The following is an 18,454-nucleotide window of genomic DNA, read 5'->3' as shown; positions in this document are numbered from 1 at the left end:
AGACGTCACTCCTTTTAAATCCTGACATTTTACCGAATTAAGCTGCAGAGAGCTGCTCTCGGCGCTTCGGCAAAACGCCTAAAATCACAAAAATGTTGTTGAAGGCCATAAAAAGACATACCGCCGCCTAAAACATGCGGCAGTGTGGTGAGAGAACGCAGCACAAAATGACCCTGAAAAATAGCTAATGGAAATTCCGCTGCTGACCAGCAGAAGAAAGGCGATATTTCTCAGGAGGGAATGTGCGGCACGATCCGTTCTCTTGATCCCGCAGGCCAAAACGGGACTGCAATATGTCGAAATCAAATGAAAAATGTAGAATATATCCCCAGAATCCCGAATCCGCACAAAAATAAAAAGATGGATAAATTGAACTTGTTCACAACTTTATCCACAGGGTGTTGATAATATGGAGGGTAAAACAACATATTCACATTCAAAAGTAATATCATCATAGCAAAAGAAGCCTTGTATTTCAATGACTCGTGGTTATTTATCCACAAATTCAATCTGTTGTGTACAATTTTTATTCACAACACAAGATATTGTTTATAATTTGTTCAGTTTTCGACAATAACTCTTTTTCGCTCTAAAATGTTATGCACAGGTTATGACCATTTAAATCACAATTCAGTTCTTTTTGTGAATCTGTGTATAATTGCTGTTGCCTTTTGGTCACAGAGGCTTATTTTTCTGTTGAAAATTTCCGGTAACGTTTCCGACAATATTTTTGAACGAACCTGATAACGTCGATCTGAAAATAGGATGGATTCAAGTTACAGAATGAATAAATGTAAAAAGGACAGTTTTGGAGGAGTGAAAACTACAAATAGAATGCTGATAATGGAGGAAAGACGAAAGGAATTTTATGAAATAAGGGAATAAAAGAGTGAAGTGAGTCAGCGGGGTAAAGAGGAGGAGGCTTCCTGAAGGGGAAAAAGAGGAAGAGGGTTTATAAGTACATTGACTTTGACCGCTATTTGTGGTTAAATGTACAAAGGTGTTTTTTGTGGAGATTGCTATGTTAGGTATATTCCATATAAAACGTATTCCTTGTAAGGAGGTGCAGCACAATGAGACCGACTTTCAGACCGAATGTCAGCAAACGTAAAAAAGTTCACGGCTTCCGTAAAAGAATGAGCACGAAGAATGGCCGTAAAGTTTTGGCAGCTCGTCGCCAAAAAGGTAGAAAAGTATTGAGTGCGTAATGCGTGCATAAAGACCACTACGGTGGTCTTTTTTTTCATAATTGAGGTATTCAGGGATGCGATCCCTTCTTCTTTTGTTGTAAAAATGTAGTGAAAGAAGAGGGAGAAGCCCAGCATCCTGTCCTATATTAGATGAAGCTTTTGAAAACGGATATAAAATAAGCGAGATTACCATGTTGGAATGTTGTCCATACTTCTTACTATATAAAAGGTAAAGGTTAGCTTACCGACATGTGTAAAAGAGATGAGCAAGGAGAAGCGCCGTGCAAAAAAAATTGCGTCTACGAAACCGGGCGGACTTTGGGCGCGTATACCGCCATGGCAAATCTTTTGCCAACCATCAGTTTGTGGTGTACTGGTTCCGCCGCAGAGAGGTAGAGCAGTTCCGCGTCGGAATTTCGGCCAGCAAGAAGATCGGCAATGCAGTAGTTCGCAACCGGATGCGCAGAATCGTTAAGGAAATTGTGCGCCATCATGAGCATGAATTGGTGGAGCAGATTGATCTGATTTTTATCGTTCGTAAGGGTGCAGTTACTAAGTCGTATCAAGAGCTGGAGAAAAGCGTGCTGCACGTTCTACGCAAAGCCTCGCTGCTCAAGTCTTCACGCCGATAGTCAGTATCTTTGTCCTACAGGATATGGTATGATTTACGTTGGAATGGATTGGTTAAGAAAGGGGTTATGAAGTGTCGCGTTTGAAGACTCAACGGGGAAAATGGTTCCTCCTGATTGCCTTATTGGCACTTGTTGCTGTGCTGTCCGGATGTGCCCAGACGGCCCACAATTCTTACACGACGGCAGACTTGGCCAATGGATCAGTTTGGCAAAGATATGTCGTTTACTGGTTTTCGTATGCGCTAGATACATTTGCCCAATGGTTCTCTGGAGAGTATGGCCTGGCCGTACTGGTTCTGGTGATTATCGTGCGAACCATTATTTTGCCGCTTACACTCAAGCAAGTACGTAGTTCCAAAGCTATGCAGGCCATTCAGCCGCAATTAAAAGAAATTCAAGCGAAGTACAAGGATACGCCTGAGAAAGTCCAGCAAGAGACGATGAAGTTGTTCCAGGAAAACAAGGTCAACCCGATGGCTGGCTGTCTTCCTTTGGTAGTACAGATGCCCATTTTCATCGCGCTTTATAATGCCATTTATTATAACTCGGCATTGCGGGATCATGACTTCTTGTGGCTCCAGTTAGGTAAACCGGATCACTTGTTTATCTTGCCGATTTTGGCGGCGATTACGACATTTGTCCAAACTTGGATGATGATGAAAATGAATCCGACGCCGCAGCAAGGACCGATGCAATTTTTGCTGTACGTCTATCCGGTGCTGATTCTGTTCATGTCGTACAACTTCCCATCCGCTTTGCCGTTATACTGGTTCTACAGTAATATTTACACGATCATTCAAAACTATTTCCTTTATCGGAATAAGGATAAAGAAGCAGCACTGGCAAATGTGAAAACAGCCAGTCTCGCGAAAACGGGTTCCTCCAATAGTAAGAAAAAAGGCGGCAAAAACACGAAGGGGGCTAAAAAGTCGAGATGACCAAAGTCGTGACATCAGGAAAAACCGTTGAAGATGCTGTAAGACAAGGACTCTCCCAACTGGGAGTAAGCCGTGAACGGGTAACCGTAAGCGTGTTGGAACAGCCGTCAAAAGGATTCCTGGGGTGGCTCGGGGTCAAGAAGGCGAAGGTGGAGCTTGCGTTGCTCTCTGAGCCGTCTCCTGAAACCACACACGCGGCTGAATTTCATGTATCGGCTCAAGCACCTTCTAGCGTGGGACAGGCTTTATCAGAAGAAACTGGGCCTGTTGCACAGGAAGCACAGATGAACACAGAAGCACCTTCGGGACATGTAGATCCTTATGAAGAGGCGGTGCGTTTCATCCGTGAAACAGCAACAGGAATGGGATTGGACGTTAAAGTTGATGTCCGCCACCGCAAGGATGAAAGTACACTGGATATCTCCGGTCCGTCGCTCGGTATGTTGATCGGCCGCAGAGGACAGACATTGGATGCATTGCAGTACCTGACGAATATCGTTGCCAACCGTCATTCTGACAAATTCATCCGAATTGTGCTGGATGCCGAGCAATTTCGTGCACGTCGGCAAAAAACGCTGGAGGATTTGGCAGATCGGTTGGCGAACCAGGCTATTCGTTATGGCAAGGAAGTGGTGCTGGAGCCAATGCCGTCACAGGAGCGGAAGCTGATTCACGCCAAGCTCCAACAGCATGCGCTGGTTAGAACATACAGCAAGGGGGACGAGCCCAATCGGCGCGTCGTCATTGCTAAAAAATAATCCGACGCAATGGCTCTCTGCAAGATGCAGAAGCCATTGCTTTTTTTCTTATATTTCTCGCTGAAACGGCTGCCGTCCTTGATGAAGGACGGCAATGTCGTTTCTACTTGATAGGAGGTAGAAACTTTATGTTGAGCGATACTATAGCTGCCATTGCAACGGCTGTCGGCGAGGGTGGTATTGCGGTTGTACGGGTCAGCGGGCCAGATGCGGTCACGGAAGTGGAGGCTTTGTTTCGTAGTAAAACGCCTCTAAGCAAAGCTCAAACTCACACGGTACATTATGGACATATTATAGATCCCCAAAGCCAGGAAAAGGTGGAGGAAGTTTTAGTTACAGTAATGCGGGCGCCACGCTCTTTTACGACAGAAGATGTCGTAGAAATCAGCACTCATGGCGGGGTCGTAGCCGTCAAACGGGTGATGGATTTACTATTGCTGCAAAATATACGTCTGGCTGAGCCAGGGGAATTTACGAAACGTGCTTTTCTGAATGGTCGTATTGACCTAAGTCAGGCGGAGGGTGTCATTGACTTAATTCGCTCCAAATCAGATAAAGCTTTTTCGGTGGCTTTGAAGCAGGTAGATGGACAGCTGTCCCAGAATATTCGTCGCTTGCGTCATGTTTTGGTGGAGACACTTGCTCATATTGAAGTGAACATTGATTATCCTGAGCATGATGTTGAATCTTTTACATCTGATTTAATCAAGGATAAAAGCAGTCAGGTCATGATGGAAATTGATCGGCTGCTGCATATGGCGGAGCAGGGAAAGATTTTGCGTGAAGGGTTGACCACAGCGATTGTTGGAAGACCAAATGTGGGGAAATCATCACTGCTGAACACATTGGCTCAGGGCGAGCGGGCCATTGTGACCGATATTCCGGGCACAACCCGTGACGTTATTGAGGAATATGTGACGATTAATAATATTCCACTCAAGTTGCTGGATACAGCTGGGATTCGTGAAACGATGGATGTTGTGGAACGGATTGGAGTAGAACGTTCGAGAACGGCGGTTAGTGAAGCAGATCTGCTACTCATCGTCATTAACGCCAACGAACCACTGCATGAGGATGAAATGGCATTAATGGAACAAATCCGCGGTAGACAAGCGATTGTCATTATGAATAAAATGGACTTACCGGCCCAGGTAGACCGGGATTTGTTGCTGCGTTATGTTCCTGAAGAGCTTATCGTACCGATGTCTGTGAAGGAAAATGAGGGAGCGGACCGACTGGAGCAGGCTATATCCAAGTTATTCTTTAGCGGCAAGCTGGAATCAGCGGATATGACATATGTCAGCAACGTACGGCATATTGCTTTGTTGAAGAAGGCGCGCCAATCGCTGGTAGATGCCTATGAAGCTGCTGATCAATTTGTTCCGATCGACATGATCCAGATTGATGTAAGGCTGGCATGGGAGCATTTGGGTGAGATTGTAGGCGATACTGCGCATGATGCGCTAATAGACCAAATATTTTCACAATTTTGTCTAGGCAAATAGAACATTTAAGCATGGCTGATATAAGCCTGCTATCGTTATAGATATGCAAGAGCATATTCGGCGTGAAGACCGAAATGTATAAGGAGGTAAGAAAGGTATGGGTTACCAAGGAGGCGACTATGACGTGATTGTCGTAGGCGCGGGCCATGCAGGTGTAGAATCGGCCTTGGCAGCAGCACGGATGGGCTGTCGCACGTTGATGATCACAATTAACCTGGATATGGTCGCGTTCATGCCCTGCAACCCGTCTATTGGCGGTCCTGCAAAAGGACATGTGGTGCGAGAAATTGATGCACTGGGCGGCGAAATGGGTCGGAATATAGACAAGACATTTATCCAAATGAGAATGTTAAATACTGGTAAAGGTCCGGCGGTTCATGCATTGCGTGCACAAGCAGACAAGTTCTCTTATCAGCATGCGATGAAGGAAACGATGGAAAAGGAACCGAATTTGACCTTACGCCAAGGTATGGTTGAAGAACTGATTATGGAAGATGGTCATTGCGTAGGTGTAATCACGAAGACGGGCACAGAGTATCGAAGTAAAGCAGTTGTCCTGACCACAGGCACTTATCTGCGCGGGAAAATCATTATGGGCGAGCTAATGTATGAGAGTGGTCCGAACAATCAACAGCCTTCGTTGAGATTGTCTGAGCATTTGAGAGAGCTGGGTTTTGATCTGGTTCGATTTAAGACAGGAACGCCACCACGTGTGCATAAGGACACGATTGATTTTAGCAAAACGGAAATACAACCGGGTGATGATCAACCGAAGTTCTTTTCCTATGAAACGAAGTCTTCGGATAATGAACAGCTTCCTTGCTGGCTGACATATACTTCAGTAGAAACACATCAGATTATTAATGATAATTTGCACCGTGCGCCTATGTTCTCTGGTCTGATTGAAGGAACGGGACCACGATATTGCCCATCTATTGAAGATAAAGTGGTACGCTTCAGTGATAAGCCTAAGCACCAAATCTTTTTGGAGCCTGAAGGTAAAAACACATCTGAATACTATGTTCAGGGCTTGTCGACCAGCTTGCCAGAGGATGTACAATTAGCTGTACTGCGTTCGATTCCGGGGATGGAAAAGGTAGAGATGATGCGTAACGGCTATGCTATTGAATATGATGCAATGGTACCTACGCAGTTATGGCCTACTTTGGAAACGAAGAAAGTCCCAGGCTTGTTCACAGCAGGTCAGATTAACGGTACTTCCGGTTACGAAGAAGCTGCGGGTCAAGGAATTATGGCAGGGATTAACGCAGCTCGTAAGGTGCAGGGCAAAGAGCCTGTCGTATTGGACCGTTCGCAAGGCTACATCGGGGTCCTGATTGACGATCTGGTGACGAAGGGGACGAATGAGCCATACCGCTTGCTGACGTCACGTGCAGAATATCGTCTGTTGTTGCGTCATGATAACGCTGATCTGCGATTGACTCCGATTGGGCATGATATTGGCCTAATTACGGATGAACGATACGAGCGCTTTTTGGATAAAAAGCAAAAGGTAGATCAAGAGATTGAACGCTTGCGCTTGGCGAAGGTTCGTCCAGTTGATATCAATGAGATGCTGGAGCAAGGCGGATCTGCACCGATACAGGATGGCAGTAATTTGTTAACGGTGCTACGTCGACCAGAGATCAGTTATGCGCAAGTAGCACAAATCTCACCTTCACCTATAGCTCTTACGGAGGAAGAACAGGAGCAGGTGGAAATCCAAATTAAGTATGCGGGCTACATTGAAAAGCAATTGATGCATGTGGAGCGTCTGCAAAAGATGGAGAAGAAGAAGCTTCCAGAGGATATTGTATACAATGAAGTTCAAGGACTGGCCATTGAAGCCAAGCAGAAACTTGAAAAGATCCGTCCGATGTCGATTGGTCAGGCATCCCGTATTTCGGGTGTAACCCCTGCGGATATTTCCATTTTGCTGGTTTATCTGGAGCATTATAACCGCGTAACAGCAGCAAGGGGATCATAATGGACGCGATACAACAGCAATTTAAGCAGCGGCTGGCAGAGCATAGTATTGTGATTAATGACAGTCAGTTAGAGCAGTTTGAAGCATATTACCGTGTGCTGGTTGAGTGGAATGAAAAAATGAACCTGACGGGTATTACTGAGCGCGATGCAGTGTACACCAAGCATTTTTATGATTCTCTTTCCCTGGCTTTTTATGTTCCGTTAAAAGATGTGGAAAGCCTGGCCGATATTGGGTCAGGTGCAGGTTTTCCAGGTATTCCTTTGAAAATATGCTTTCCGCAGATTCAGTTGACTATTGTAGATTCGTTGAACAAACGGATACAGTTCTTGGCCCATGTAGTAGAGCAGTTGGGTTTGGAAAATGTTGAACTGGTTCACAGCAGGGCAGAGGAATTGGGGCGTAAACCAGGATACCGTGATAGCTATGATCTAGTGACAGCCAGAGCGGTTGCTCGTCTCGCCGTATTGAATGAATTTTGTTTGCCGTTTGTCCGTGAAGGAGGACACTTTGCCGCGATGAAGGGCAATGATCCTACCGAGGAAATCAAGGAAGCTTCTTACAGTTTGAAAGAGCTAAAGGGAAAAATCAAACATGTTCAGGCCTTCCAGTTACCTGTTGAAGATGCAGCCAGACATATGATTATTATTGAGAAAAGAGCGGCGACACCACGGAAATATCCGCGTAAGCCGGGTACTCCTTTGAAGGCGCCGTTAGTGTAAATGTTTGAAAGAAAGTGAATGTTTCACGTGAAACATTCACTTTTTTTATGGCTGATAGACTCTTTACATAAAAGCCTCTTTGCTAACATGCGTTCTTGTTTACATTTGGGGATCAAAGAGGATGCATAATTTATTCTCTGATCCTTCCGAAAAGCTGGTAGAGACGATAGGATTATGGCTGGAAAAGTGATAGAATAGAGATAATCGTTTTAATGTAAGTTGACTGCTCCTATACCCATGAATTCAGATATACATATAGGGGAGTGGGACAACAAATGTCGGGTGAGTACGTGGAGTGTACCCGCTTACGGCGCTGTTTCATATAGAAGGGTCTACGATCCGCGTAAGGAACTGTTTTTCACGAAGCGCTGTTAGTATGGTGCTATTATGAAATTAGGTGGTATTATACGGAATGAAAGAACAATTTTCCAAGCTATTTGGTTTGACGGAGCGATCTACTGGGGACGAAATAAAACAAATTCCAGTTCGGGATATTGTCAGCAGTCCTTATCAGCCCCGTACCATATTTGACGACGAGAAGATTGATGAGCTATGCCAGACCATTAAGACGCATGGTGTAATTCAACCGATTGTCGTTCGTTTCCGTAATGGGCAATATGAGATTATAGCAGGGGAACGTCGTTGGAGAGCTGTCACCAAGCTGGGTATGGAATCTATTCCAGCTATTGTTCGTGAGTTTAATGATTCACAAGCTGCATCCATCGCGTTGATTGAAAATCTTCAACGGGAAGGGTTAACTGCGATTGAAGAGGCTGTAGCTTACCAAAAGCTGATTGATCTACATCAGCTCACCCAGGAAAGCCTCGCTCAACGACTTGGCAAAAGCCAATCCACTATTGCTAACAAGATACGGCTGCTTCATCTACCGGAGAGAGTGAAAGAGGCTCTAATGGAACGGAAGGTATCCGAGCGTCATGCTCGTGCATTATTGTCATTAGAGACTGAAGAACTACAGTACAAGGTTTTAGATGAAGTCATTGCCAAGGAACTCAATGTGAAGCAGACAGAGGCACGAGTTGCCTTTTATAAACAAGTATCCACTAATAAGAAATCGAAGCGGATTTCCTTTACCAAGGATGTCCGGCTTGCGCTGAATACAATTCGTCAATCCATTGATATGGTGTCTGGCTCAGGCTTGGATATCAAGACCAAGGAATCTGATCATGAGGATCACTATGAGATTGTCATTCAAATTCCCAAACGTAAGTAAGGGATGAAGCGTACAGGCGGCAGCAATTGCCGCTTTTTCTGTCTAACGCCGAATAAAACCGCAGCATACTCAATTCTATTCTGAAATTGCCGTTATCCCTAAGATAAGGACTAAGTAACGTCTCCATAGAGCGTTTTGCAGGTATGGAGTGTAGCAGGATTCCGATTAAATTATGAGGTGAATGAAGTGTCAAAAATAATAGCCGTAGCCAATCAAAAGGGCGGAGTAGGCAAAACAACTACTTCCGTTAATTTGGGCGCCGGACTTGCTTCCCTCGGCAAAAGGGTATTGCTCGTGGATATCGACCCGCAAGGTAATACAACCAGCGGTGTGGGTATCAATAAGGCGGATGTGGCAAATTGTATTTATGATGTACTCATTAACGAGGTTGATCCTAGCGAAGCTATTGTCAGTACACAGGTTGAGGGATTAGATATAATTCCGGCAACCATTCAGTTAGCAGGCGCGGAAATTGAACTGGTGCCGACTATTTCTCGTGAGTTGAGATTAAAAAGATCGCTTCAACTCGTTAAGCATAATTATGATTATATACTAATTGATTGCCCACCATCGCTGGGTATTTTGACGCTCAATTCATTGACGGCTTCCGATTCAGTCATTATCCCAATCCAGTGTGAATATTACGCATTGGAAGGATTAAGTCAATTGTTGAATACCGTGCGATTAGTGCAAAAACATCTGAACACCTCATTGCAAATTGAAGGTGTGTTGTTAACCATGTTTGATGCTCGCACGAACTTGGGTATACAGGTGATTGAAGAAGTGAAAAAATATTTTCAAAGCAAGGTTTATCAGACGATTATTCCACGCAATGTGAGACTCAGCGAAGCACCTTCACATGGCCAGTCCATTATTACGTATGATCCCCGTTCCCGTGGGGCAGAGGTATATATTGAGTTGGCAAAGGAAGTGGTATCTTATGAGTAAACGGTTGGGAAAAGGACTTGATGCACTCATTCCCTCCCTTACGGTCAATGAAGAGGATAAGGTTGTTGACATTCCGCTGAGCCAGTTGCGTGCGAACCCGTACCAGCCTCGCAAAACGTTTGATGAAGAGTCCATTAAGGAATTAGCCGAGTCCATTCGTCAGCACGGTGTTATCCAACCTATTATTGCACGTAGTGTATTGCGAGGATATGAAATCATAGCCGGGGAAAGACGATTTCGGGCATCTCAATTTTGTGGGAATCCGACGATACCTGTGGTTGTTCGTAATTTTACGGATCAGCAGGTGATGGAGATTGCTCTGATTGAGAATTTGCAGCGTGAGAATTTGAATGCTATGGAAGTAGCAGTAGCTTATCAGGGATTAATGGATCAGTTTTCTTTAACTCAGGAAGAGTTGTCCATGAAAGTGGGGAAATCACGCTCTCATATTGCCAATTTCCTTCGCTTGCTCGCATTACCTGAAGAAGTTAAAGATCATGTTTCACGTGGAACATTGTCTATGGGACATGCTAGAGCTATTGTTGGCCTCAAAGATCCAGACATGGTGAAACAGTTAGCACAACAATGTATTGAACAGCAGTGGAGTGTTCGCGAGCTGGAGGAAGCCGTACAGCAGTTGGATCATAAGCCTGGTGAGGCGAAAGCCAAAGCAAAGGTACGAAAAAAGGACCCCTATATTGACCATATGGAAGAGTCCTTGCGTGAACGCTTTAAAACAACTGTGAAGATCAAGCACAATAAAGATAAAGGCAAAATTGAATTGAATTATTACAGTCAGCAGGATTTGGAAAGATTACTGGAGCTATTACAGTAGTTTGTTGAAATATGGACATGTCTCCTTGAGCAAAATGGAAAGTGAGATATGTCTTTGCTTTGTCTGGAATTGCAGGAATTAGAATGGTTTTGATGGATAAACTAATAGCCTTGTGTTATTTGTTTCGCTGTTCTCAAACGTATAAAATATAAGTATGCAGTAATATGATTTTTGGGGTAGAGGAGTAGAAGCAAGCATATGGCTGAATTGAATGGACTAATCATGGAACAGCTTGCCGGAATCGTTGCAGGGATCGTGCTTATTTTGCTCATCCTGTTGATTGTTATTATTGTGCAGGGTGCAAAGCTAAAGAATATGCGGCGAAAGTATGAAACCATGATGGCAGGCAGTGGTGTCGAGAATTTGGAAACACTGTTGATTGATTTGAAGGTACAGATGGATACGATTGAGGATGAGCAAGAAACCCATCGTGCAAGTATGAAATCACTACGTAGTAAACTGACAGGCTTGAAGGGACATATAGGCATCAAACGCTATAATGCCTTTGGTGAGAGAGGAAGCGATTTAAGCTTCTCTCTGGCTATTGTAGACGACAATCAGGATGGTATGGTATTAACCGGCATTTATAACCGAGATGGCTCATATGTGTATGCCAAGCCTCTAGAAGCGGGACAGTCCACCTATTCCTTATCACCTGAAGAAAAAGAAGCCGTCACTCTTGCGCAGCAAGCAGGACGGAACGGTAGTGCCACTCCTTAATCGCGGAGTATAGGCTGCCAGCAATGATATCTGATAATTTCATTACCAAATTTAGTCTTGTATTTTGCAGCACGAAGTATTCCATGAAGCCGCCGACGTTAACGATACCAGTCAAATGGATATCGCCGACCGGCGGTAATTCTTTATTTACACCTGCTCCAGGCTTGAGAGGACCATCTGAAACCTGAATGCATCCAACGCTGGAGGTTTGTCCAAGACATGCATCTATACCAATGATATAAGGCTGTTCATATCGGGCTTGTATGCCGTTCAGTGTCGTTTGCAGGTTCATGGCATGTACAGGCTCCTCTAATGTACCGTATAGGTTAAACAGAGGGCTTTTGTAGCGTGATAAATGCGTACCTACGAGCGGACCCAGACAATCTCCAGTAGAACGGTCAGTGCCGATGCAAATAATGACGATATTTTGCAGACTCGGTGCCTGATGCAGATGGAACAGTAGACGATGGATGATGGCTGATTGGATCCCGGGATCTGTGTGTGATATTTTTAAACTTAGGGGTTCTTGCCCCGGAATGAAGTCAGATGGATGAGTCATGGAATCTTCCTTTCGCTCTGTAGTGGAGTGTGAAGGTTACGCTCGCAGTACCTTGAGATAACAATTAGCCTGCGGGTAACATTTATGCTCAGGATAGTAGCTAGTATATGGATAAACTTATGCTTTTATACTCACAGGAAGTAGAATATTCATAGCCATATGTTTGAAGTCGGTAGATAAGCTTATATAGTGAGGATTTTGCAAAATCCTGATAGTAGGAAATAGAATTCGGGAAGCAGGAAGAGTAGTTCCCTTGTTTAAGGAGGAGTACAGCATGACCTTTATACATTGGTTGACCGATAATTTAGACACGGGTGACGTAGTGAAAGATGCAATTCACTGGAAGGATGCTGTATTGAAATGGCTTACCGATAGTGCGATGTGGTCGACCTTTTTGTTTGTAATTTTGAAAATCGCGATTATTTTTATCATCACACGTATCTTTATTCGAGTTATTAATAAAATTATAGATAAGTCAATGCAACAAAAGGGAGATAACGGCAGGTTTCGATTGAACACAAGGCGGTTAACCACTGTTGGGGAATTACTGAAAAACATAACCAATATTGTATTTAATTTCATTTTAATTATGCTGGTGCTATCGCAAATGGGCATTAATCTCGGCCCGCTGATTGCTGGAGCTGGAGTGCTTGGATTGGCCGTTGGTTTTGGGGCACAGAGCTTGGTTAAGGATGTAATTACCGGATTTTTCATTATTTTTGAGGATCAATTTGCCGTAGGAGACGTCATTCAGACAGGTACTTTCAAGGGTACAGTGGAAATGATCGGGCTGCGTACAACCAGACTGGTGAGCTGGAAAGGTGAGGTGTACATTTTACCGAATGGCTCAATTACTACGGTAACAAACTTCTCCATGTCCAACGCGTTGGCGGTAGTGGATGTGCCAATGAAGGCCGAGCGTAGCCTGGAGGAAGCAGTTGGCTTGGTAAAACAGGCAATCCAAGGCATTGAAGAATCCAATGTACAGATACTTAATATACCGGATGTGTTAGGGGTTCAGTCCATGACCACCTCAGAGTATATTGTGCGTGTTGTGGCAGAATGTATGCCGAATACAGGGGCCGTGGTAGAGCGTGATATTCAGAATAACATCAAGAAGGCTCTGGAGGATGAGGAACATCGTCAGGCAGCATTGGAGACGGCGGTAACCCTAGACAAAGAAGACGAACAAGGAAGAAAAGGGGGAGAGAAGGGTGGAGCGTAAGTCATTTGAACTAGGGGACATTGTACAGATGAAGAAGCCCCATCCGTGTGGAACGAATGAAATGGAAATTATCCGCATGGGGATGGATATTCGAATCAAATGTGTCGGTTGCCAGCATAGTGTGCTGATTCCGCGTGCCAAGTTCGAAAAAAACATGAAGAAAGTGCTGCGATCAAAGGCCAACGTCGACGAGCAAAACACAGAAGCAAATTGAGCCAAGAAAGATGAATGGCGATGAACCAGAATCAGCTTGCGTCACAGTTGCAATGATGATATAATTATCCTTGCTGCGGAAAGGTACCCAAGAGGTCTAAGGGGGCTGACTCGAAATCAGTTAGGCGTCGCAAGGCGTGCGTGGGTTCGACTCCCACTCTTTCCGCCACTAACTTCATTAAATAAACCAATCTCTTACGTCTGTGACGTAGGGGATTTTTTGTTTTTGGAATAAAAGGTCAACAGATTGTGATAAAGTGAAAAGCACTAAGATAAACCATGAGGGTAAAGGAAGAAACGATTACAAATCTATTGGGATGAATAAGGCGTTATAACAAAAAAATGCTCCTGACAGCGGGGAAATTATTGCCGTTAGGAGCACTCTTTTGTTATAGCTGGTTAGGCGGGTAATGATAGCGTTTTGTTTTTTTTGAGCCAGAGATCATCAGAAGGATCGCCGCAATCAAATGGAGAGCCCAGCCCACAAAGGGTATCCAGGCCAGCAAAGAAGTGAGTACTCCCCATACAGAGCCGTAGATCGCCTCCTGATTGCGTAACGATAGGATAAGTGTTACTGCATGCAGGATAAGCATAAATCCCAGAGCCGAGTAGCCGGTCCCCATGACAATAGCTCCCCCCACAATTGGTACGGCAAGCACCAATTCGAATATACCTGATATCCACTTTAATATTCGAGAATAGCTCATCTTTAAACCTCCGTAGATAGTAGGTCTTTGTACTTGGATATATTCTAGCAGAAGGAGCTCAATTAATCTGCATTTTACCAGGATATGCAAAAAGTCCGATAATGCAACAAAGGAGGACCACAAAGGTCCTCCATCGTAGGCGATACATTTTTAACAGGATACGATCTGTCCAATCACATCATGAAACTCGGTGTACTGACCAGCAATACCGTGTCGAAAAGACAGTGTCCTTTTACACAAACCTAACGCTTCTAATGCCCGGAATGGATCTCCTAACAGTTTGTCCGGCTACGTCGTCCAACGGAACCACACCTCTCTGTTGTATCGCCTAATCATAATATGGCCAGAACTCCTAAGAAATATACATTAGTGGACACGAGCTTTCGTTTTTTTCTTCCATTTGCGATTATGGTTGGTGGTCTCCGGAAAAGAGTCGCCTCTTTCCAGCGTTACTTGTTGCGGGTTTTGAATTTCAGTATGGAAGCTTTTTTCTCCGACCTCCATATATACGCCGTCGTTTGGGACGTTATCCCCTGGTTCGAACTCAGTCTTTTCACCCATATGGTGGCACCTCCTTAGATAAATGAATTTGGACTGCAACGGTTATTGTGCGCTGTCTTGAACAGAAACATGCGAAACCGGGTATACAGATAGTGAGTGAATCAAATGATTTCCTTTATATATGCGAAATTTTTGATGTTATATAAAATTGTATAAAGCTAATGATATGCAGTATATTTAGCTGTTTTAGGCTTATGTTTCGAATTTGTAGGTTGCATTCAGTTGTTGGATTTGGTAAACTGTTTTAGTGCGAGTTTAGGCTCGTTCCTTGCTCTCAACTGAGATTGAGGGCCTTATGTCCATAAGGAGGTGTAAAGAATGCGCAAATATGAAGCGATGTATATTATTCGTCCTGACATTGAACAAGAAGCTGTTCAAGCGACAGTCGATAAATTCCAAGGTATCATCTCTAACGGCGGTGGCGAAATTACGAGTCACGATGTAACTAAACGCCGTCTTGCGTATGAGATCAAGAAATTCCGTGATGGTTCTTTCGTTCTGGTAAACTTCACAGCAGAACCTGCTGTTGTTACTGAGCTTGAGCGTATCATGAAAATTTCTGACGAAGTAATTCGTTATCTCATTACGAACGACGTAGCTTAATTATTGTACGTGATTATGTAATGAACAACGCTCAAAGGAGGGGATTGGATTGTTGAACCGTGTCATTCTGATCGGTCGTTTGACCAAAGATCCAGAGCTGCGCTATACACCGTCTGGTGTAGCAGTAACCCAGTTCACCCTGGCTGTAGACCGTCCGTTTACGAGTCAAGGCGGCGAACGGGAAGCGGATTTCTTGCCGATCGTAACCTGGCGTCAGCTTGCTGAAACATGCGCTAACTATCTTCGCAAAGGTCGTTTAACGGCTGTTGAAGGCCGTGTTCAGGTGCGTAATTATGAGAACAATGAAGGAAAACGTGTATACGTGACTGAAATTGTAGCTGATAATGTGCGTTTCTTGGAATCTAACCGCGATGGCGGTGGCGGCAATAGCGGTGGAGCTGCGCGTGAGGAGTCTCCTTTCGGAGGCGGTAACAGCAATAGTGGACGCGGGAATAATAACTCGCGAAACAATCAGGATCCTTTTTCCGATGACGGAAAACCGATCGATATTTCGGATGATGATTTACCATTTTAATTGGGAAAGGACTGACAAAGAATGGGCTTCAGACAAAGAGAAGGCGGAGACGATAACAAAAGACCAGCTCGTCGTGGTGGTCGCAACAAACGTCGTAAAGTATGTTTCTTCACTGTGAACAAAATTACTCACATTGACTATAAAGATACAGACCTGCTTAAAAAATTCATCAGCGAACGTGGAAAAATTCTTCCTCGTCGTGTGACTGGAACAAGTGCGAAATATCAACGTATGTTGACAATCGCTGTTAAACGTTCCCGTCAAATCGCATTGCTTCCTTACACTACTGAATAGTAGTGGGTGGAAAAAAAGACGTTCCCGATCCCGGGAGCGTCTTTTTTCGTGATTTTTTATATTGACAACAAGTCCCATCTATTGTAACTTACTAATAATACAATCCATGTTTACCCATAAACGATAGTATACCTTTTAATGGCTTGTGAAATTGCAAGCTCCCCAACTCGCCAGAGTAAATATTTCGGCATTCTGAAATGTTATTTTATATTACATAGAGTCCTGTTTTTTGTTATTTTCCACAAGTAAAATTCATAAACTTTACATAAATAGATGTTTTGCATTTGTATATTACATAAAAAAAGATATTGACGTGATATTATTTTACACTTAAGATAAACCTTAATAAAAATGTAATGGTTGTTAGTACACAAAATTGACCAGAGGTCTAAAACACGCGTTTACGTTATTAGGACAGTAAGGAGGATGTGCAACTTCATTTTCAAACCTCAAGCTTTAACGAATCACCGCAGGAATGAGACAGGCTGTTAAATAAAGAACCGACTAAGGGGGATTAACAGGATGATGCAGACGAAGAAATGGGTTTCTTTGCTTATGATGCTTACGATCGTTGGTGTTCTGTTTGCAGGATGTAGCGGAGGTGCCAATGAGGCACAGCCACAGGAAGGCAATGCGGGCAATAAAACAGAGGGAAATGAAGCAAGTGCACCTGTTACAGAGGGCGTTATTAAAGCAACTGATCTGTCGCAAAATCCTCCGGGAGCGACGAATCGGAAAGATAACATTGTAGTAGGTATGACATCACCTAAAGGGGTATTCAACCCGCTATTCTGGCAAACAACTTATGATTTATATGTGGTCAGAACAGTATTTGATTCCTTCTTACAGGTGAAGGCAGATGGTACATATGAAAATAGTTTGGCTGACAAGGTTGATGTATCGCCGGATGGTCTAAAATATACATTCCATCTGAAACCAGGTGTGAAGTATAGTGATGGCACGCCAGTAACCGTGAAGGATTATGCTTTTGTCCTCAAGGTACTGCATGATCCGAATTATGATGGAGAAACGGATGTTTTATCTTTTAAGATTAAAGGCGGTAAAGAATATCACGATGGCAAGGCGAATGATATCTCGGGTATCAAGGTCATTGATGATAACACGGTAGAGGTAACGGTTACAGAAGCAACAGCGTATACAAAGGATTTTCTGGGTGAGCAATACTTTATGCCAGAAGCTTATTATGGAAAAGGATTCAAAAAGGGTAACCTGGACAGCATCAAGGCGCTTAATAATAAACCAATCGGTTCCGGGCAGTATGTGCTGAAAAGCTTCTCTCCGGGTCAGCAAGTCGTTCTTGAAGCGAATCCAAACTACTTCAAGGGCGCACCAAAGGTGAAATCAGTTATTTTTAAAACAACAACAGAAGAAACGAACCTGTCTATGCTGCAAACAGGTGAAACGGACATGGATAACATCACAGTTACGGAAGACAATGTAGAGGAATTAAAGGCGTTGGGCTTCTTGGACGTGAATATTATGCCAACGAACGGCTATGGATATATTGCGTTTAATCACAAGGAAAAGAAATTTCAGGACCCTAAAGTACGTCAGGCTTTAACTATTGGGTTAAACCGCAAGGAGATTGTGCAGGGTGTATATGGTCCATATGCGAATGTTATTAACATTCCACAATCTACAGAATCTTGGTCTTATACGGATGAAGGTATCAACAAATATGAATTTGATACAGCTAAGGCGAAGGCTTTGCTGGATGAAGCAGGCTGGAAGGTTGGTGCTGACGGAATCCGTGAAAAGGACGGCGAAAAGCTGACCATTAACTTCTCTGCAACTGCTGATAATCCAGTAGTAGAGGCCTTGCTGCCGATCATGTCCAATAACTACAAGGAACTGGGCATTAAGTTGACGTCCGAAACTCTAGATTTTAATGCCATTATGGATAAGAAGGATACGGGCAAGTTCGATATGTTCTTTGCGGCTTGGGGCTTAACTCCAGACCCGGATACAACGACTTTTATTACGAATGGTGCACAAAATGATATCGGCTATTCCAATAAGAAAGTCGATGAACTAACGCTTGCTGGTAAGCATGAGATGGATCAAGAGAAACGGAAACAGATTTACAAACAGCTCTATCAAGAGTTGAACAAGGATCTGCCAACTATTTTTATGTATCAACGCAGAGATATGTGGCCAGTTAATGGACGTGTAACCGGCTTAGAAATTACGCCATACAAAGATTTTGAATTCACTCTGCATAACGCTCAGATCGCTCAATAAGGGTTGCCAATCGTATGCTCAGCTCTCAC

20 protein-coding genes and 1 tRNA gene are annotated in these 18,454 nt (G+C 43.8%); 18 read left to right on the top strand and 3 right to left on the bottom strand.

All coding sequences use genetic code 11. The features are described 5' to 3' along the window. Positions 1-1,073: 1,073 nt before the first annotated feature. The 11 genes from rpmH (at position 1,074) to MLD56_RS25890 (ending at position 11,466) form a co-directional block, all read left to right on the top strand. Entirely contained in the window at positions 1,074-1,208 is a 135-nt protein-coding gene (gene rpmH / locus MLD56_RS25940) for a 50S ribosomal protein L34 (RefSeq protein WP_007433250.1), read from the top strand. A gap of 263 nt (positions 1,209-1,471) precedes the next feature. Beyond that, entirely contained in the window at positions 1,472-1,822 is a 351-nt protein-coding gene (rnpA, locus tag MLD56_RS25935) for a ribonuclease P protein component (RefSeq protein ID WP_029518974.1), read from the top strand. A 71-nt stretch (positions 1,823-1,893) separates the two neighbouring features. Next, on the top strand, positions 1,894-2,760 hold the full coding sequence (locus MLD56_RS25930; RefSeq protein WP_029518972.1) for a YidC/Oxa1 family membrane protein insertase: 867 nt from the start codon (positions 1,894-1,896) through the stop codon (positions 2,758-2,760). Then, positions 2,757-3,518, top strand: a complete 762-nt coding sequence (gene jag / locus MLD56_RS25925; RefSeq protein ID WP_029518971.1) for an RNA-binding cell elongation regulator Jag/EloR — start codon at positions 2,757-2,759, stop codon at positions 3,516-3,518. The genes MLD56_RS25930 and jag overlap by 4 nt, the downstream gene beginning before the upstream one ends. A 128-nt stretch (positions 3,519-3,646) precedes the next feature. After that, positions 3,647-5,023, top strand: a complete 1,377-nt coding sequence (gene mnmE, locus MLD56_RS25920) for a tRNA uridine-5-carboxymethylaminomethyl(34) synthesis GTPase MnmE (protein WP_165145428.1) — start codon at positions 3,647-3,649, stop codon at positions 5,021-5,023. A gap of 97 nt (positions 5,024-5,120) precedes the next feature. Further along, the gene (mnmG, locus tag MLD56_RS25915) at positions 5,121-7,010 is read left to right on the top strand and encodes a tRNA uridine-5-carboxymethylaminomethyl(34) synthesis enzyme MnmG (RefSeq protein WP_029518968.1); all 1,890 of its coding nucleotides are present in this window, start codon (positions 5,121-5,123) and stop codon (positions 7,008-7,010) included. Beyond that, on the top strand, positions 7,010-7,732 hold the full coding sequence (rsmG, locus tag MLD56_RS25910) for a 16S rRNA (guanine(527)-N(7))-methyltransferase RsmG (RefSeq protein ID WP_029518967.1): 723 nt from the start codon (positions 7,010-7,012) through the stop codon (positions 7,730-7,732). The genes mnmG and rsmG overlap by 1 nt, the downstream gene beginning before the upstream one ends. 412 nt (positions 7,733-8,144) lie before the next feature. Continuing rightward, a complete protein-coding gene (noc, locus tag MLD56_RS25905) occupies positions 8,145-8,963 on the top strand; it encodes a nucleoid occlusion protein (RefSeq protein ID WP_029518966.1) in 819 nt (272 codons plus the stop codon). 186 nt (positions 8,964-9,149) lie between these two features. After that, on the top strand, positions 9,150-9,911 hold the full coding sequence (locus MLD56_RS25900) for a ParA family protein (RefSeq protein WP_023991152.1): 762 nt from the start codon (positions 9,150-9,152) through the stop codon (positions 9,909-9,911). Continuing rightward, the gene (locus MLD56_RS25895; protein ID WP_029518964.1) at positions 9,904-10,746 is read left to right on the top strand and encodes a ParB/RepB/Spo0J family partition protein; all 843 of its coding nucleotides are present in this window, start codon (positions 9,904-9,906) and stop codon (positions 10,744-10,746) included. The genes MLD56_RS25900 and MLD56_RS25895 overlap by 8 nt, the downstream gene beginning before the upstream one ends. 198 nt (positions 10,747-10,944) lie before the next feature. Next, positions 10,945-11,466, top strand: coding sequence for a DUF4446 family protein (locus MLD56_RS25890; protein ID WP_029518963.1), 522 nt, complete (start codon positions 10,945-10,947; stop codon positions 11,464-11,466). Here MLD56_RS25890 and yyaC read toward each other — a convergent pair. Further along, on the bottom strand, positions 11,420-12,025 hold the full coding sequence (gene yyaC / locus MLD56_RS25885; protein ID WP_025723135.1) for a spore protease YyaC: 606 nt from the start codon (positions 12,023-12,025) through the stop codon (positions 11,420-11,422). The two genes, MLD56_RS25890 and yyaC, sit on opposite strands and share 47 nt — an antisense overlap. A gap of 274 nt (positions 12,026-12,299) precedes the next feature. Between yyaC and MLD56_RS25880 the strand changes: the two genes are divergently transcribed. The 3 genes from MLD56_RS25880 to MLD56_RS25870 all read left to right on the top strand — a co-directional run bounded on the left by MLD56_RS25880 (position 12,300) and on the right by MLD56_RS25870 (position 13,632). Next, complete coding sequence (locus MLD56_RS25880) at positions 12,300-13,250, top strand: mechanosensitive ion channel family protein (protein ID WP_029518962.1); 951 nt, start codon at positions 12,300-12,302, stop codon at positions 13,248-13,250. Then, positions 13,240-13,464, top strand: a complete 225-nt coding sequence (locus MLD56_RS25875; RefSeq protein WP_029518961.1) for a DUF951 domain-containing protein — start codon at positions 13,240-13,242, stop codon at positions 13,462-13,464. Before MLD56_RS25880 ends, MLD56_RS25875 begins: the two co-directional genes overlap by 11 nt. Positions 13,465-13,541: 77 nt before the next feature. Further along, positions 13,542-13,632, top strand: a tRNA-Ser gene (locus MLD56_RS25870). Positions 13,633-13,852: 220 nt separating this feature from the next. Here MLD56_RS25870 and MLD56_RS25865 read toward each other — a convergent pair. Beyond that, positions 13,853-14,170, bottom strand: coding sequence for a hypothetical protein (locus MLD56_RS25865; RefSeq protein WP_029518959.1), 318 nt, complete (start codon positions 14,168-14,170; stop codon positions 13,853-13,855). A 366-nt stretch (positions 14,171-14,536) separates the two neighbouring features. Continuing rightward, positions 14,537-14,731 (bottom strand): YjzC family protein, encoded by a 195-nt coding sequence (locus MLD56_RS25860; RefSeq protein WP_029518958.1) that lies wholly within the window; start codon positions 14,729-14,731, stop codon positions 14,537-14,539. Between the two features lie 318 nt (positions 14,732-15,049). On the opposite strand from MLD56_RS25860, the gene rpsF reads away from it, so the two are divergent. The 4 genes from rpsF to MLD56_RS25840 all read left to right on the top strand — a co-directional run bounded on the left by rpsF (position 15,050) and on the right by MLD56_RS25840 (position 18,425). Then, the gene (gene rpsF, locus MLD56_RS25855) at positions 15,050-15,334 is read left to right on the top strand and encodes a 30S ribosomal protein S6 (RefSeq protein ID WP_013312802.1); all 285 of its coding nucleotides are present in this window, start codon (positions 15,050-15,052) and stop codon (positions 15,332-15,334) included. A gap of 49 nt (positions 15,335-15,383) precedes the next feature. Next, positions 15,384-15,869, top strand: a complete 486-nt coding sequence (ssb, locus tag MLD56_RS25850; RefSeq protein ID WP_029518957.1) for a single-stranded DNA-binding protein — start codon at positions 15,384-15,386, stop codon at positions 15,867-15,869. Between the two features lie 21 nt (positions 15,870-15,890). Further along, positions 15,891-16,163 carry a 30S ribosomal protein S18 gene (gene rpsR / locus MLD56_RS25845; protein ID WP_013312800.1) on the top strand — a complete coding sequence of 91 codons (273 nt, stop codon included), beginning with the start codon at positions 15,891-15,893 and terminating at the stop codon, positions 16,161-16,163. 522 nt (positions 16,164-16,685) lie between these two features. Continuing rightward, positions 16,686-18,425 carry an ABC transporter substrate-binding protein gene (locus MLD56_RS25840; RefSeq protein ID WP_029518956.1) on the top strand — a complete coding sequence of 580 codons (1,740 nt, stop codon included), beginning with the start codon at positions 16,686-16,688 and terminating at the stop codon, positions 18,423-18,425. Positions 18,426-18,454 lie beyond the last annotated feature (29 nt).

Source organism: Paenibacillus peoriae (assembly GCF_022531965.1).
Classification (GTDB): domain Bacteria; phylum Bacillota; class Bacilli; order Paenibacillales; family Paenibacillaceae; genus Paenibacillus; species Paenibacillus polymyxa_D.
This window is presented reverse-complemented; position numbering and strand designations above follow the sequence as displayed.